Below are 14870 nucleotides of genomic sequence, written 5' to 3' on the forward strand. Positions count from 1 at the left end.
CTGATCATTAGCCCACCCGGTGATCAGTTATACAAAATCGCTCTGGAACAACAAGGTGCTGGCGCCCCTGCGGCGCACGTTCGCGGCTGGATCGTGTCCGCGGCGCACCCTGGCTTGTCCACGCCGGGAGGGCCGATCAGGAGACAAGCACGATGTCGTCGCACTTCCCGCAGCACGCCGCCACCACACCGTCGGCCGCCGATTCATTCCGTTCCCCGTCATCGACGCCCCGCTCGCCCTTCGCCGACGTCGCACCGGCCGTTGCCGGACCGCGAACGTACGATGGCGACGTGCAAGCCGGCAGCCCATCCTTCGCTGCGCGGCGGCGCCGTCCCCTGGCGCGCCTGCTCGGCGCGTCGGTTTTTTCGCTGGGCACCGCCTGCGGCATTGGCTGGTCCGCCGGCGTGCATGCCGCAACCACCGTCACCATCGGCACGATCAACAACCCCGATATGGTGGAACTGCGCAAGCTGGCACCAGAGTTCGAGAAGGCACACCCGGATATCAAGCTGCGCTGGGTGACGCTCGAGGAAAACCTCCTGCGCCAACGTTTGACGACGGACATCACCACCGGTAGCGGCCAGTTCGACGTGATGACCATCGGAGCCTATGAGACGCCGCTGTGGGCCAAGCGTGGCTGGCTGACGCCGCTGACGAATCTGCCCGCCAGCTATGACGTGGACGATATCGTCAAGACGGCACGTGACAGCCTGACTTATCAGAACAACCTCTACGCACTGCCGTTTTACGTCGAAAGCTCGATGACCTTCTATCGAAAGGATCTGTTCGACGCGAAGAAGCTGACGATGCCGGCACAACCCACCTACGACCAGATCGCCGATTTCGCGTCGAAACTGCATGATCCCGCACATGGCGTCTATGGCATCTGCCTTCGCGGCAAGGCCGGCTGGGGCGAAAACATGGCCTTCGTATCACCGCTGGTCAACACCTTCGGAGGCCAGTGGTTCGACGAGAAGTGGCATGCGACGATCGATACGCCCGAGTGGAAGAAGGCCATCACGTATTACACGGACGTGCTGAAGAAATACGGGCCGCCCGGCGCCAGTTCGAATGGCTTCAATGAAAACCTGACGCTGATGTCTTCCGGCAAATGTGCCATGTGGATTGATGCAACCGTTGCGGCGGGCTTGCTGTACAACCCGAAGCAATCGCAGGTATCCGACAAGATCGGGTATGCCGCAGCCCCCATAGCGGTGACGCCGAAGGGCAATCATTGGCTGTGGATGTGGTCGCTGGCCATCCCGAAGAGTTCGAAATCGCAGGATGCGGCTAAGCAATTCGTGACCTGGGCCACGTCCAAGGAATATGTCGCGCTGGTGGCGAAGGATGAAGGCTGGGCGTCGGCCCCTTCGGGGACCCGTCGTTCCACCTACGCCAATCCGGAATATCAAAAAGCGGCGCCGTTCTCGTCTTTCGTCTTGAAGGCCATCGAGACGGCGAACCCGAACGATGCCACGCTGCACAAGGCACCGTATAGCGGCATCCAGTTCGTGGCGATTCCGGAGTTCCAGTCGTTTGGCACGGTGGTCGGCCAAAGCATTGCTGGCGCGCTTGCAGGCACGATGAGCGTCGATCAGGCGCTGAAAGCGGCACAAGCCACTGCGGATCGCGCGGTACGCGCGGGTGGGTATCAAAAATGACCGTCAAAACCGGACACGTGAGCCATCCCGGACGCGATGAGCACGAACAGCACGGCGACCGATCCGGCCGTGCGGATCGTATGGACTCGACGAAGGGCGCGTCCGGTTTGGAATCGGAGCGCGACGCCGGCATCGTCGCGCGAAACCGCGAGGATACCGCACGGGGCGGCGACAGCGCCGGAAGTCGCCGGCGTGGCCACCCCGCGCGCTGGCTGGCGCAGCCTTCGATCGTCCTGTTATTTATCTGGATGGCGGTGCCATTGGCTATGACGGTCTGGTACTCGCTGATCCATTACAACCTGTTGAACCCGGACAATAGGGGCTTTGCCGGGCTCCAGAACTACGTGTTTCTGGCCACGGACCCCTCGTTTATCCCGTCCATCCTGAACACGCTGGTCCTGATCGGGTCGGTGCTGGCGATTACGGTCGTCGGCGGTATCCTGCTTGCGGTGCTGTTCGATCGAACCTTCCCTGGACAAGGCATTGCGCGTTTGCTGGCCATCGCGCCCTTCTTCGTCATGCCGACAGTCGCCGCGCTGATCTGGAAGAACATGATCCTGCACCCGGTGTACGGCGTGCTGGCGAAGATTTTCGTGTTCTTCGGCTGGCAACCTATCGACTGGTTCGCATCGGCACCGATGACGGGTGTCATCATGATCGTTGCCTGGCAATGGCTACCGTTCGCTTTCCTGATTCTGTTCACTGCCATCCAATCGCTGGACCAGGAGCAAAAGGAAGCGGCGCAACTCGACGGCGCAGGCGCCTTCGCGATGTTTTTTCATATCACGCTGCCACATCTGCGACGTGCGATCGCCGTGGTCGTCATGATTGAGACCATCTTCCTGCTGTCGATCTTTGCCGAGATCTACACCACCACGAGCGGTGGCCCGGGCAACGCGACAACGAATCTGTCCTACCTCATTTTCTCGCTTGGCTTGCAACAGTTCGATGTCGGCCTGGCGTCGGCCGGCGGCATCCTCGCAGTAATCCTGGCGAATATCGTGTCGTTCTTCCTCGTGCGGATGCTGGCGAAGAATCTGAAGGGAGACTACGCATCATGAGCGCAAGCAAAAACCGCCTGCGGGACAACAGCCTGGGAGCGCTTGCCTGGGTGGTCTCCCTGCTGCTGTTCTTCCCCATCCTCTGGATGTTCCTGACTTCGATCAAAAGCGAACAACAAGCGTATTCCACCGCGTTTTCGTTCACCCCCACATTGCAGAGTTTTCGCGATGTACTGGCACACAGTGACTACTTTCAGTTCGCCTGGCATTCGGTGGCCGTGTCGTTCGGCGTGACGATACTGTGTCTGCTGCTGGCCGTGCCGGCTGCCTATGCGATGGCCTTCTTCCCGACCAAGCGCACGCAATCGCTGCTGCTGTGGATGCTGTCGACAAAGATGATGCCGTCCGTGGGCGTGCTGGTGCCGATCTATCTGCTATGGAAGAACTGGGGACTGCTGGACACGATAAGCGGCTTGATCATCGTCTATACGCTGATCAACCTGCCGATCGCCGTGTGGATGGCCTACACCTACTTCTGCGAAATCCCTCGCGACATCCTGGAGGCGGCCCGCGTGGACGGCGCCACCGTCTGGACCGAAATCATTCATCTCGTGCTACCGATGGCGCTGCCCGGCATCGCGTCCACCGGCTTGCTACTGGTGATCCTGTCATGGAACGAGGCGTTCTGGAGCATCAACCTGTCCAGCTCGCAAGCCGCGCCCTTGACGGTATTCATCGCCTCGTTCTCAAGTCCCGAAGGCCTGTTCTGGGCCAAATTGTCGGCGGCCTCGGTGCTGGCGGTCGCGCCGGTGATGATCCTGGGGTGGGTATCGCAGAAACAATTGGTGCGCGGGCTGACGTTCGGCGCCGTGAAGTGATGCCCCGGTAAAGTGACGCATCCCTCACAGCCCGCGAGTCAAGGCATGAAAGAAACGATTACCATAACGCATCACCAACCTGACGGGACGCCCGCGGTACACGCAGCGACCGGGCCGGGCACGCCCGCCATCAAGGTTCCGGCTAGCCCCGTCACCCATCTGGTCTGCGATTGCGATGGCGTGCTGGTGGACAGCGAGGCGGTTGCCGACGAAGCGATGGTCAGCGCGCTGTTCGCCACGCTGACCGCCGCGCAGTCGCCACAAGCGGTCACAAACCGCCCGATCACCCATGCGGCAGTGGAGACGGAAGTGGGCGCGCGTCTCGGCCTCACGATCGATCACGTGATCGCCGCGGTTGCCGACTGTTTCGGCATCACATTGACAGCGGCGGCGCAGGACAGCGTGCGCCTGGCGGTGGAGGCGGCAGTACGCGCACGTCAGACGGCGGTGCCAGGCGTGACGCAGGCCTTGCACGCGCTGGCCGCCAGCGACCTGCCGCTGGCCGTTGCCAGCAACAGCACGCTACCGCGCGTGCAAGAAGCGGTGGTCGTGGCGGGTATTGCCGAACTGGTCGGTGAGCGCATCTATACCGGCGAACGCGTGGCCCACCCAAAACCCGCGCCCGATGTCTACGTCGCGGCATGCGCGGGCTTCAAGGCACCCCCAGCCCAATGCGCGGCGGTGGAAGACAGTGTCACCGGCGTCACGGCAGCCGCTGGCGCCGGCATGCAGGTGATCGGTTTCGCCGGCGGCACGCACCTGGGCGATGCACGCGCGCATGCGACGCTGCTACACGCGGCAGGTGCGTCCTGGGTATTCGAGGATATGCGCCATCTGACGGCGATTCTGGCCGCATTGCGCGCGGGCAAGGCCCCCGAGCCACGGTATCTGCTCTTGTAGGATATAGCGGCGCGCGGCACCGGCAACACGGCCGATACCGCGGACGCCAACGATAACGAAACGTTTCTACCGGCATCCACCGCCGTTCGAACGTTCACCGCCGAACAGCGGAACACGCAGGGACTTGGAGACAAGAGATGGCCCGACTGCAAACGCGTAATCTCAGCAAGCGGTATGGCGATACCGACGTGATTCATGGCATCGACCTGGACATCCAGGATGGTGAATTCGTCGTATTCGTCGGCCCAAGTGGATGCGGCAAATCCACGCTGCTGCGAATGATCGCCGGACTGGAAGACATCTCCGGCGGTGACCTGACAATCGGCGAGCGCCGCGTGAACGACATCCCGCCCGCCAAACGCGGCATTGCGATGGTGTTCCAGTCGTATGCGCTCTACCCGCATATGTCCCTGTACGACAACATGGCGTTCGGCCTGAAGCTTGCCGGCAAATCGAAAGCCGAAATCGAGGTGGCGGTGCGGGACGCCGCACGCATCCTGCATATCGACCATCTGCTGGACCGCAAGCCGCGCCAGTTGTCCGGCGGTCAACGACAACGGGTGGCCATCGGGCGCGCCATCACCCGGCGTCCGGACGTCTTCCTGTTCGACGAACCGTTGTCGAACCTCGATGCGGAATTGCGCGTGAAGATGCGCCTCGAGTTCGCCCGACTGCACGACGAACTGAAGACCACCATGATCTACGTAACCCACGATCAAGTAGAGGCGATGACGCTTGCCGACAAGATCGTCGTGCTGTCAGCAGGCCGCGTGGAACAGGTCGGCTCGCCCGACACGCTGTACCACGCGCCGGCTAACCGGTTCGTCGCCGGCTTTATCGGCTCGCCCAAGATGAACTTCCTTGATGGCCGCGTCGATGCCATCGACGCGCACGGCATTAGCGTGACGTTGAAATCGGGGGCGCGGCAACGTGCCGCGGTTGCATCCGGATCGCTCAGCGTGGGCGATGCCGTGACGCTGGGCATCCGTCCTGAGCACCTCTGGTCACCGGATCTGGCGCCAGCGCCGGCCGCGCGACTGGGCACTGCCCAGGACACCGGGGCCGAGTCACTCGCGCGCCCCGGAACGGGCCACACCACGGGGAGCGGCGACACGGAGACGGGAGTGATCATCGCAAAAGCCACCGTCGTCGAATCGCTCGGCGATGTCGCCTACCTGTATGCCGAATCGAACGATGCCGCCGATGGCGTGATCGTCCGGGTGCCGCCGCGCACGCAGGTGACACGCAACACGACGTTGTCGCTGCAGGCCGAGCCGCAGCACGTGCACGTATTCGATGCGCAGGGCACGGCTTTGCCGCGACACGACGCATCGCAGCGCAACGCCGCCTGATTCCCTTTGTCGCTCGGCTTCGCCGCCTTGCCTTGTTGCCCTCTCATGCCATGACGACATCCGCTTCTCCTTACACGATCCTGCATCTGGGTACCGGCTCGTTTCACCGCGCGCACCAGGCGTGGTACCTCCATACGTTGCGCGAACAGGGCAACCTCGATTGGTCACTGACGGTCGGCAATATCCGCGGCGACGGCAACGCCGTCCTGGACGCTCTGGCGGCGCAAAACGGCGTCTACACATTGGAGACCGTCGATCCGAAGGGCGAGCGCCGGTACGAGACGATCCGCTCGATACAGCAAGTGCTGCCGTGGCGACCTGATCTCGCCAATCTGGTTGCGGTGGGGGCCGATCCTCGCACCCGCATCATTTCCTTTACCGTCACGGAGGGCGGCTATTACCTCGACGAACACCATCGGCTGGACACGGCGAACCCTGACCTGGCCGCCGACCTCGGCGGTGCGCGAACGACGATCTATGGCGCCCTGCGCGCCATCCTGCACGAACGGATGACATCCGACGCGGGACCGCTGACATTACAGAATTGCGACAACCTCCGAAGCAACGGCGAACGTTTCCATGCGGGCATGCGCGCCTTTCTGACTGCCGTGGGGGATAACGCCTTGCTCAGCTGGTTCGATGCAAATACGCGCAGTCCGAACGCGATGGTCGATCGCATCGTTCCACGCCCCGGCCCTGACGTCCGTGAGCGCGTCACCGCGGCGGGCTTCGACGATGTCGTGCCGGTGATGGGCGAACGCTTTATCCAATGGGTGATTGAAGACGATTTCATCGCCGGCCGCCCGCATTGGGAAAAAGTGGGCGTCCAACTGGTGGATTCCGTGCTGCCCTATGAAGAAGCGAAGATCCGCATCCTGAATGCGACGCATAGCTGCATCGCCTGGGCGGGCACGCTGGCAGGCTTGCAGTATATCCACGAAGGCACGCACGATCCGGCCATCCGGCAAGCAGGGTTCGACTATGTGACCCAGGACGTGATTCCGAGCCTGTCGCCGAGCCCGATCGATCTGGCCGCTTACCGCGACACGGTCCTCGATCGCTTCAGCAATCCGAATATTCGAGACACGAACCAGCGCGTTGCCGCCGACGGTTTCTCGAAGATTCCGGGATTCATCGCGCCGACCTTGCGCGAACGGATTGCCGCGGGGCAGCCGTTTGATGCCACCGCGCGCCTGCCCGCTTTGTTTTTTGTTTTTCTGGAGGCCTGGCACGAGGGCAAATTGCCCTATGATTACCAGGACGGTGTGATGGACCCGGTGGTGGCGCACGGTTTTTTCGAAAGCGCGAATCCACTCTCCACGTTCACCGCGAATACGCTGCTCTGGGGCTCCCTGGCGGGAAGCAGTGACTTGCGCGATGCCATCGGCCGCCAGGTCGCGGACGTCCGCGCCTGGCTGGCTTCCCTTCAGCGTACCTGACGGCAGCGAGCGGCCCAACGTGCGCGCGAGCGCCGTGCCGTCCGCCACGCGGCGCTGCCCCCAGGCAGTTGTCGCCGACGACAGGAGACAAGGTTTTCCATGTACCTAGGAATCGATCTCGGCACCTCGGAAGTGAAGGTGCTACTGATGACCGCCGCGGGCCGCATCATCGGGACCCGCCGTGCCGCCTATGATGTCTCACGGCCCCGCCCCCGTTTTTCAGAGCAGGATCCGGCACTTTGGTGGAAGGGGACCCGCGAAGCGCTTGCAATGCTACGTGAAGCGCACGCCGACGCGTTCGCGCGGATCGATGGGATTGGACTGACCGGCCAAATGCACGGTGCGACGCTGCTAGACGCGGAGGATCGTGTGTTGCGGCCGGCAATCCTCTGGAACGATATGCGCAGCGCCGAGCAGTGCGTGCAACTGGAAGCCGCTGCGCCGTCAATGCGTCAGATCACCGGCAACATCGCCATGCCGGGCTTTACCGCGCCCAAGCTGCTATGGGTTCGCGAACACGAGCCGGACGTGTTCGCGCGAATCGCGAAAGTGCTGCTGCCGAAAGACTATTTGCGCCTGTTGATGACGGGGGACTATGTGTCGGATCCTTCCGATGCGGCGGGCACGCTGTGGCTGGATGTGGGGCAACGCACATGGTCCGACACAATGCTCGCGGCTTGCGGCCTGACGCGGGATCATATGCCTCGTCTCGTCGAGGGCAGCGATTGCAGTGGCCGCCTGACCGAGGCGGCCGCCGCTGTATTGGGGCTGCGGGCGGGCCTGCCGGTCGCGGGCGGCGGCGGTGACAATGCCGGCAGTGCGATCGGCATTGGTGCGGCGCGTCCCGGGGACGGCTTTATTTCTTTAGGTACGTCGGGTGTCCTGTTTGTCGTCAACGGGCGTTTTCAACCAAATCCGGATTCCGCCGTGCATGCGTTTTGTCATGCGCTGCCCGATCGCTGGCATCAAATGAGCGTCGTGCTCTCTGCCGCGAGTTGCCTCAGGTGGGCATGCCGCCTGACCGGTATCGACGAGCCCGCGCTACTGGAGGAGGTTGCGGCACTGAGCAATGCCGCACGCGAGACGGCACCGCTGTTCCTGCCTTATTTGTCCGGCGAACGCACGCCGCACAACGATCCCTATGCGCAAGGCGTGTTGTTTGGCATCACGCACGAGACGGGACGCGCGCAGCTTGGTTACGCCGTGCTGGAAGGCGTGGCGTTTTCATTGGCGGATGGGTTGGACGCATTGCGTGCCGCAGGCACCGAAGTGCGGGCGTTGTCGTTGGTCGGCGGTGGCTCGCGCAGCAACGAGTGGGCGCAATTGATCGCCGACACGTTGCAGGTCACGATCCATCAGCACGAAGGCGCCGAAGCGGGCGCGGCACTGGGTGCCGCGATCCTTGGTGCGCTGGCGGCGGGGGCCGACGAAAAAACGCTGCTGCGCCAGCCGCCGATACGCGCATCTTATACGCCCGACGCCGTGCGTCACGCCGCGCTGCAGCCACGGTTGCAGCGATACCGGGCGCTGTATCACGCCACGGCACCGCTATTCCGCGACACGGCATAGCCGACCGCTCTCGAACACGCGCCGGTGCCGCCTTACGCCGCAGTCATTTCCAGTACCGCGGCGGCGCAACGCTCGTCGGTGACGAGGCCCGTGAGCCAGGCCCCGCGCAACGCCGCCGCAACGGCCGCGTGCTTGAGCTGGCCGCCGGCAAAACCGATCGTCGGCACCGACGGCGGCGACTGCAACGTCAAACTCGTCAGCCGCCGTTGCGCCGGTGCTTCGACAATCCGGCCATCGGCATCGATCGAGCGGCCCAGCAGCTCTCCTACCGCCCCCCGCGCCGTCAAATCATGGACTTCATCTCGCGTAATGAATCCATCCGCTTCCTGTGGGCAGTCCGGACCGATGTGACCAATGCCAACGAACGCGACATCGGCATTGGCACTCAATTGCTCCACCACCTGGTAAAGCCGGTGATTGCACCAGTGCTGCGCCTCCTCCTCGCTATCCGCCATCAGCGGCGCCGGCATCAGGAAGCGCTTGCAGCCAAGACGTTCCGAAATCAGGGTGGCCACATCGTAGGGATTCGACGACCCGTCGCGCGCGATCGTGCCGACCATCGATACCAGTCGGTGCGCCGGTCGCGAAAGGCCGGACAGCTCGGCGGCGGCGGCCTTCAACGTCCGGCCGCTGCTGACGCTCACCACGATTGGCGCTTCGCTGCTGAGATAGCGCTCGAACACGGCTGCGGAGGTGACCGCGATCTTCTTCTTCAAATCCTCGTCGTTGTCGTCATCAAACGGGACGACCTCACAGAGCGTCAGGCCGAAGCGCGCGGATAGCTGCTCCGCCAGGGCCAGGCAGGATGCGGTTCGATGGGTGACACGGACACGGACGAGATTCTTGTCGGTTGCCAACGCGATCAGACGCTGGGCCACAGGGCGTGAGACCCGCAGCGTGTCCGCCACCTGGTGCTGCGTCTTGCCCGCCACGAAGTAGAGCCATGCCGCACGCGCGGCCAGATCGAGTTTTTCGAGAGATTTCGACACGGGCGGTAAGAGAAAACGACGATAAGAATGGCGAGGTGCAAACCGGCGCCTCGCGTTGTCATCAGTGTAGCAATTTAGCTGCCGCCGCACGCACTATCCTGACCGCCCCTGCGTATCGTCAACGCACCGGAAAATAGCGTTTGCGTGAAGGGCGTTGCCCCACCGCGCCGACGCGTGATACGCGGCGGTCCGCATGACAGGTGCACGACCTGGATTTCGCGGGAAGAAAAAAACCGGCCATAAGGGCCGGTTTTTATCCGAGATATCGATGACGAGATAGCCATCATCGATGCCTCGGCAATATATTTCTTTATCAAGCATCCCGGAATGCCGCAACGTCGCGGATCCGGGAATGCCGATTTAGAACTTGTTGTACATGCCGATACGCACCAACGCCTGGCTGCGACCCGACGAGGCTTGACTGGGAGAACCATTCATCGCATCGCCAACGCTTGCCTGCGCGTTCACGATCTGGCCGGACGCGTTAAGCGTTTGGCCGTAAGCGTGCTGATAGCCGGCGAACAAGTAGAAGCCCGTGCGCTTGCTCAGCGAGTAGATTGCCTTACCGGCGATCTGCTGGTAGCGCGGAGCCGACGTTTGCGACGCAGCGTCAACCTTTTGGCCGAACGTGTAGTTGTACGACAGACCCACGATCAAGGCCGGGTTCAACTGGTACGTACCAACCGCGCCAACCGAGTTGTAGGCCACCGAGTGACGGATGTACGACGTTGCCGATGGCAAGTACTGCGTGTAGGCGTACACCAGGCCGAGGTAGATGTCCGGTGACAACTGCGTACCGGCGACGGCGTTGATGCTCTGCTGCGCCTTCGCGTTCGCATAGCCCGCCGAAATCACGTTGCTGTTCGCGATGGATGCAGCGTTCGTGCCGCCGTTATAGGCGGTGTTCGTACGGTAGTACGTCGCACCCGCCACGATCGGGCCTTGGATGTAGCTCAGGCCAGCAGCGTATGCCGAACCGCCGTTCATTTGGCCGGCGTTGTTGCCGAAGCCGTACATGATTTCACCGGTCAGGCCGTTGTACGTCAATGTCTTGTACTTGACCGAGTTGTTGACGCGAACGCCGTTGTCCATGTCCGAGATATCACCCGGGAACGTACCAATACCGCCAACGATCGCCGGACCGTAAGATTCGATCAGGTCAGTCGTCGGGGCGTATTGGCGGCCGAACGTCAACGTACCGTATTGCTTGCTTGCCAGGCCGACGAATGCTTGACGGTTGAACTCGGTACCGGACGACGAGAAATTACCCGTACCGATGTTGAAACCGTTTTCCAGGTTGAAGATCGCAGCCAGACCACCGCCCAGATCTTCGGTACCCTTCAAGCCCCAACGATTACCGTAGTCGCCGCCGCTCAAGAAGCTGTACTTCGACGTGCCAACGCTGTTGGAGGTGTATTGCAGACCGGCGTCAACGATACCGTACAGCGTCACGCTCGATTGCGCGTGCGCCGTGACCACACCGGCGCCCAGCAGCGCTGCCAGCAACAAAGATTTTTTCAAGACATCCCCCGTTAGGTAAAAAAGAAAAACGGTTTTACTGCGTCAAATCGATCACCGAGGCTGGAGACCTATCCGGCATCACGAAATTCTGCTCAAACGCGTCGTACCATGCCACCCGTACGCTGTGCACGATGCGGGCGCCGTCCCGTATCGCATCGACTATTTCCCTGGCCGCGGCTTGTACACTCCTCCGGAGATACGCCGTGATCCTGAATAGATCTGCTTGTCCATCCAATCGCTCGACAACGTACGTTGCCCGGCAGGCGTTTGAACTTCTGCGTGAGACTCTAAAGGTGCCCCCATTGATGGATCAAGAAAAAAAAATGCTGCCTTTCGGTTTCGTTGCAGCTTTGCGACGGAATAAGGACTCGAGACGGACCAATTTCGCTCTTTTCTGGAAGTCACCGGAAGTTCACGTAAAACAGATGACAGTTGTAAGACGTTCGTGCCTAGATGCCTGTGAATATGCTTAGAACGAATTTGACAATCGGCTTTCTTGGCAAACCACAACGTCACCCGAAGCGCTTTGCGCGCGCCGTGGCATGCGCACGGGATCGATCAAGAAGGGCGCAATCGGTGCCCGTCAACCCCTCGTTGTATGCATCTACGCAACATTGCCTGGTCAATTAGACGACAGGGCGTCCATTTCGCCGATACAGGACGGTGTCCCGCAATCGCGAAAAAAAGCAAGATCGCGACTTGGATGTCAATGGCCGGATCGGCAAGCGTGACCCACCGCCCGTAGTAAGCCTGAGGGAGGCGATCGTACCGTTGATCGCCCTTCGTTTTCTGCGGGAACTGGTGGATATATCACGTCAAATCCTACCTAAAATCGCGGCGAAACCTGATAGCCACAATCGTCATGATCAAATACGACGGGCACCATCCCGCAAGGTCACGATCGTGCACACTGTTGCGTCGCCGGCCACGCGATCTGCCTATGCACAACTGATTAATGGCTAGGGTTTTTGTCCATTGTGCGCGATGTACCTCGACGCGTTTTGCAGAGGATTCAAACGTTCTTTTGTAGAGCGATTTTCCTGGCTGCAAAATTTACGTGCAGCTTCAAAAGCACGATAAGATGCGTGAAAAGCAAGGTCTGGCACCGCATGTCCGATTCTGCGGGTCGCGTCGATCTGGCTCGGCCAACCCGCGGTGACAAGGCCTTTTGATACATGCCGATCGACTGCCTTACGCGCCACGCCCCCTCCAGCGTGAGCGAAATGCCTCGGGCGGGCATGCCATAAAGACAATTAAATTAGCTGGTGGTACACGACACCAAGCCTGCGGTCATGCGCGTTTGGTTCGGTCAATGAGAGTTCATGGACACTATCGTCGAAATCGATGAAATAGCGGGTTCGCAATTCACTCTGCAACGCCGCAAGATATCACCATCATTAATGGAACAGGCGTACGCGCGCCTGCGCAGCGAAATCCTCTCGTGCCGGCTGGCTCCCGGTGCGGAAGTATCGGAAGCGGACATCGCAGAGAGGCTGCAAATGAGCAAGAGCCCGGTGCGCGAAGCCCTTGGCCGGTTGCGCAGCGAGGGTTTCGTCAAAGCCTATCCGCGTCGAGGCTATCAAGTCGTCCCGCTAACAATCAGCGACTTGAATGAACTGCTCGACTTACGCAATATTATTGAGACTGGCGCAGTCGGACTGGCCGCGGAAAGGATCACCGAGGCGGAGCTTGATGAGCTAAGTCGTCTGGCGGATGCCAGCTACGATACAAAGATCATGAGCAGCCTGGACCAGTTCGTGGCGGCAAATCGAGAATTCCACGCGGCCATCGCCCGGGCGTGTGGCAATCGCCGACTGTACGAGCAAGTAGTGAACTGTCTCGATGGCCTTGAACGTTTCTTTTATGTGGGCGCCCGGACCCGCGACATCAATCCGGAAGTAAAGGACGACCATCATCGATTGGTCCGGTTGCTACGGGAGCACGATGTCGATGGCGCGCGCGATATGATCATCGAACACAATAACGGCACTCGTGACGGGCTCGTCAAGGTGATCAGCCATGGCTGGGGTACCGCCGGGGGATTGTGGGTGGAATAAGCGGCAATGCGCAGCTTACGGCGCAGGGGGGGGGCGACACCCCTGACGCCAGACGTAACCCTCCCGCCCCTCCTCGGGCGGGAGGGGCGCGAACGACACCAGACCGGCGGTCCCGCCATCGATAGCGCGGAAGCCGATACGTCATGGAAGAGGCGACAGCGCCCACTCCGTTAGTCCAGTTTCGCGCAGAACTGCTGAATCCGCGTGCAGGCATCTTCCAGTTCCGCATCCGATGCCGCATAGGACAGGCGGAAGTTTGGCCCCTGGCCGAACGCCGTGCCATGTACCACCGCCACACCGACATCGTCGACCAACGCGCGGGTGAAATCGCCGTCGGTCTCGATCAGACGGCCATTCGGCGCCTTGCGGCCAATCAGCGCCGCGCACGATGGATAGACATAAAATGCGCCGTCCGGCACCGCGCAGCGCAGCGCAGCCCATTGGCAGCATTCAACATGCTGACGACCCGGTCACGGCGACGCTGGAATACCGCACGCCATTCCGCGAGGAAATCCTGTGGTCCGTTCAATGCCGCCACCGCGGCCCACTGGGACACGGAGCTGGCATTGCTCGTCAACTGTCCCTGAATCGTATCCATCGCCTTGATCAACTGCTGCGGTCCGGCACCATAGCCGATTCGCCAGCCCGTCATCGCATAAGCCTTGGAAACACCATTGACGATCAGGGTCCGGTCCTTCAGCCGCGGCTCGACCTGCGCCGGCGTGGTGAAGGTGAAATCGCCATACACCAGATGTTCATATATATCGTCCGCCATGATCCACACATGCGGATGACGCAATAAAACATCGGTCAGCGCCTTCAGTTCGTCACGGCTATACGCCGCACCCGTCGGGTTGCACGGCGAATTCAACAGCACCCATTTCGTCCGCGAGGTAATCGCGCGCTCAAGGACATCCGGTTGCAGCTTAAGGCAATGCTCCGGACTGACCGGGATGATGACCGGCGTGGCATCGCAGAGTGACACCAATTCAGGGTAAGAAACCCAGTACGGTGCGGGGATGATCACTTCATCGCCCGGCCCCAATGTTGCCAGCAACGCATTGGAGATCACCTGCTTGCCGCCCGTGGACACGATGATCTCGGCCGGGCTGTAATCCAGTCCGTTTTCTCGCTTGAACTTGGCGGCAATGGCGCTACGCAGCTCGGGAACACCGCTGACCGCGGTGTAGCGGGTATGCCCCTTCTCCATCGCTTTTGCCGCCGCTTCACGAATATGCCGTGGCGTGTCGAAATCCGGTTCACCAGCGCTCAGCGCGATGATGTCTTTGCCTGCGGCACGCAATTGCGCGGCGTATTGGCCGGCGGCGATTGTCGCGGACGGTTTGATGCGCGCAAGCGCGGGGGAGAGGAACGTCATGGCGGAACGGTTCGATCAGGAAGCGATAGCGGAAAAAACACCCAATGATACGCGGCCCAAACGCAAAATGGCCACGCCGACGCATCAAATGCATGCACGACGTGGCCTTCGCTTCATGCGATGCC

The 14870-nt window shown here is 61.3% G+C and carries 9 protein-coding genes and 2 pseudogenes; 8 read left to right on the plus strand and 3 right to left on the minus strand.

The features are described 5' to 3' along the window. Positions 1–152 precede the first annotated feature (152 nt). The 7 genes and pseudogenes from SJQ66_RS28680 to xylB all read left to right on the plus strand — a co-directional run bounded on the left by SJQ66_RS28680 (position 153) and on the right by xylB (position 8800). Positions 153–1661, plus strand: coding sequence for an ABC transporter substrate-binding protein (locus tag SJQ66_RS28680; protein WP_320534841.1), 1509 nt, complete (start codon positions 153–155; stop codon positions 1659–1661). A gap of 131 nt (positions 1662–1792) precedes the next feature. Then, positions 1793–2722, plus strand: a complete 930-nt coding sequence (locus SJQ66_RS28685) for a carbohydrate ABC transporter permease (protein ID WP_046154099.1) — start codon at positions 1793–1795, stop codon at positions 2720–2722. A gap of 35 nt (positions 2723–2757) precedes the next feature. Then, positions 2758–3540: pseudogene (locus SJQ66_RS28690) on the plus strand (carbohydrate ABC transporter permease); the annotation flags it as partial. A 45-nt stretch (positions 3541–3585) separates the two neighbouring features. Beyond that, a complete protein-coding gene (locus SJQ66_RS28695; protein WP_052738478.1) occupies positions 3586–4440 on the plus strand; it encodes an HAD family hydrolase in 855 nt (284 codons plus the stop codon). A gap of 137 nt (positions 4441–4577) precedes the next feature. Further along, a complete protein-coding gene (locus SJQ66_RS28700) occupies positions 4578–5792 on the plus strand; it encodes an ABC transporter ATP-binding protein (protein ID WP_024905660.1) in 1215 nt (404 codons plus the stop codon). Between the two features lie 50 nt (positions 5793–5842). Continuing rightward, a complete protein-coding gene (gene dalD / locus SJQ66_RS28705; RefSeq protein WP_024905659.1) occupies positions 5843–7231 on the plus strand; it encodes a D-arabinitol 4-dehydrogenase in 1389 nt (462 codons plus the stop codon). Between the two features lie 99 nt (positions 7232–7330). Continuing rightward, positions 7331–8800: a xylulokinase gene (gene xylB, locus SJQ66_RS28710; protein WP_046154088.1), complete on the plus strand. Its 1470-nt coding sequence runs from the start codon at positions 7331–7333 to the stop codon at positions 8798–8800. Positions 8801–8832: 32 nt separating this feature from the next. Here xylB and SJQ66_RS28715 read toward each other — a convergent pair whose 3' ends face one another. Together SJQ66_RS28715 and SJQ66_RS28720 are read right to left on the minus strand one after the other, a co-directional pair. Next, entirely contained in the window at positions 8833–9789 is a 957-nt protein-coding gene (locus SJQ66_RS28715; protein ID WP_024905657.1) for a sugar-binding transcriptional regulator, read from the minus strand. Positions 9790–10149: 360 nt separating this feature from the next. Beyond that, positions 10150–11310: a porin gene (locus SJQ66_RS28720; protein WP_320534842.1), complete on the minus strand. Its 1161-nt coding sequence runs from the start codon at positions 11308–11310 to the stop codon at positions 10150–10152. Positions 11311–12632: 1322 nt separating this feature from the next. Here SJQ66_RS28720 and SJQ66_RS28725 point away from each other — a divergent pair. Continuing rightward, entirely contained in the window at positions 12633–13367 is a 735-nt protein-coding gene (locus SJQ66_RS28725; RefSeq protein ID WP_024905652.1) for a GntR family transcriptional regulator, read from the plus strand. A gap of 170 nt (positions 13368–13537) precedes the next feature. On the opposite strand, the pseudogene SJQ66_RS28730 reads toward SJQ66_RS28725, so the two are convergent. Then, positions 13538–14745, minus strand: a pseudogene (locus SJQ66_RS28730) (pyridoxal phosphate-dependent aminotransferase). Positions 14746–14870 lie beyond the last annotated feature (125 nt).

Origin of the sequence: Robbsia andropogonis (assembly GCF_034047095.1) — a bacterium.
GTDB classification, from domain to species: Bacteria; Pseudomonadota; Gammaproteobacteria; order Burkholderiales; family Burkholderiaceae; genus Robbsia; species Robbsia andropogonis.

Excerpts from the sequence above, each read along its gene's own strand:
- SJQ66_RS28680 (WP_320534841.1), top strand. The coding sequence starts at position 153 with ATGTCGTCGCACTTCCCGCAGCACGCCGCCACCACACCGTCGGCCGCC.
- SJQ66_RS28695 (WP_052738478.1), top strand. The coding sequence starts at position 3,586 with ATGAAAGAAACGATTACCATAACGCATCACCAACCTGACGGGACGCCC.
- SJQ66_RS28700 (WP_024905660.1), top strand. The coding sequence starts at position 4,578 with ATGGCCCGACTGCAAACGCGTAATCTCAGCAAGCGGTATGGCGATACC.
- dalD (WP_024905659.1), top strand. The coding sequence starts at position 5,843 with ATGACGACATCCGCTTCTCCTTACACGATCCTGCATCTGGGTACCGGC.
- xylB (WP_046154088.1), top strand. The coding sequence starts at position 7,331 with ATGTACCTAGGAATCGATCTCGGCACCTCGGAAGTGAAGGTGCTACTG.
- SJQ66_RS28725 (WP_024905652.1), top strand. The coding sequence starts at position 12,633 with ATGGACACTATCGTCGAAATCGATGAAATAGCGGGTTCGCAATTCACT.